Here is a 1,193-nt window from a genome sequence, read left to right on the forward strand (position 1 = left end):
TCCCTCGGCTACGGCGCCTGCCCCGACCTCGAAGACCGCGCGAAGATCGCGAACCTCCTGGAACCGGAACGCATCGGCGTCGAACTCTCCGAAGAGTTCCAGCTGCACCCCGAGCAGTCCACCGACGCCATCGTCATCCACCACCCCGAGGCGAAGTACTTCAACGCCGGAGGCCGATCATGACCACTCTCCGCGAGATCATCGCCGGCCCGGCGCCGTCGTTCTCGTTCGAGTTCTTCCCGCCCAAGACCGAGGCGGGGGCGCGCACCCTGTGGCGGACCATCCGTCGTGTCGAGGCCCTGGCCCCGGCCTTCGTCTCGGTCACCTACGGCGCGGGCGGCTCCTCCCGCGACCGTACGGTCGCGCTCACCGAGCGGATCGCCGCCGACACCACTCTGCGCCCGGTCGCCCATCTGACCGCCATCGGCCACTCGGTCGCCGAGTTGCGCCACATCGTCGGCCGGTACGCCGACGCGGGGGTGCGCGACGTGCTTGCCCTGCGGGGTGACCCACCGGGCGACCCGAACGGGGAGTGGATCGCGCGCCCCGACGGCCTCACCCACGCCCACGAACTGGTCTCCCTCGTACGGGAGTCGGGCGCATTCACCGTGGGCGTCGCCGCGTTCCCCGAGGACCACCCCCGGTCCCCGGACCGGGAGTCCGACCTCCGGAACTTCGTCGCCAAGTGCCGGGCCGGCGCCGACTACGCCATCACGCAGATGTTCTTCCACACCGAGGACTACCTGCGGATGCGGGACCGGGCGGCCGCGGCCGGCTGCGACACCCCCATCATCCCGGAAATCATGCCCGCCACGGACGTACGGCAGATCCGTCGCTTCGCCGAACTCAGCGGTGCTGCCTTCCCCGAGGAGCTGGCGCAGCGGTTGGAGGCGGCGCGGGACCGCCCGGAGGACGGCCACCGCATCGGCGTCGACCACGCCACGCGGATGGCTGACCGGCTGCTCGCCGAGGGAGCACCGGGGCTGCACTACATCACGCTCAACCGGTCGACCGCGGCCCTCGACATCCATCACCACGTATGCAGTACAAGGAGTGTTCATGCCTGCTGAGTTCACCGATTTCAAGGTCGCCGATCTTTCCCTCGCGGCTTTCGGCCGTAAGGAGATCACTCTCGCCGAGCATGAGATGCCCGGTCTGATGTCGATCCGTAAGGAGTACGCCGCGGCGCAGCC

The 1,193-nt window shown here is 69.6% G+C and carries 3 protein-coding genes; all 3 read left to right on the forward strand.

The window, feature by feature from the left end:
* Positions 1 to 183 (forward strand): vitamin B12 dependent-methionine synthase activation domain-containing protein (locus ACH4FH_RS38900; protein ID WP_398560708.1); only part of this gene is annotated, 183 nt, incomplete at its 5' end.
* Positions 180 to 1,070 (forward strand): methylenetetrahydrofolate reductase [NAD(P)H], encoded by an 891-nt coding sequence (gene metF, locus ACH4FH_RS38905; protein ID WP_398560709.1) that lies wholly within the window; start codon positions 180 to 182, stop codon positions 1,068 to 1,070. The genes ACH4FH_RS38900 and metF, both read left to right, overlap by 4 nt.
* Positions 1,060 to 1,193: adenosylhomocysteinase (locus ACH4FH_RS38910; RefSeq protein WP_398560710.1), on the forward strand; the 134-nt coding region annotated here is incomplete at its 3' end. The genes metF and ACH4FH_RS38910, both read left to right, overlap by 11 nt.

It is taken from the genome of Streptomyces sp. NPDC017993 (assembly GCF_044328065.1).
GTDB lineage: Bacteria > Actinomycetota > Actinomycetes > Streptomycetales > Streptomycetaceae > Streptomyces.

Excerpts from the sequence above, each read along its gene's own strand:
- metF (WP_398560709.1), top strand. The coding sequence starts at position 180 with ATGACCACTCTCCGCGAGATCATCGCCGGCCCGGCGCCGTCGTTCTCG.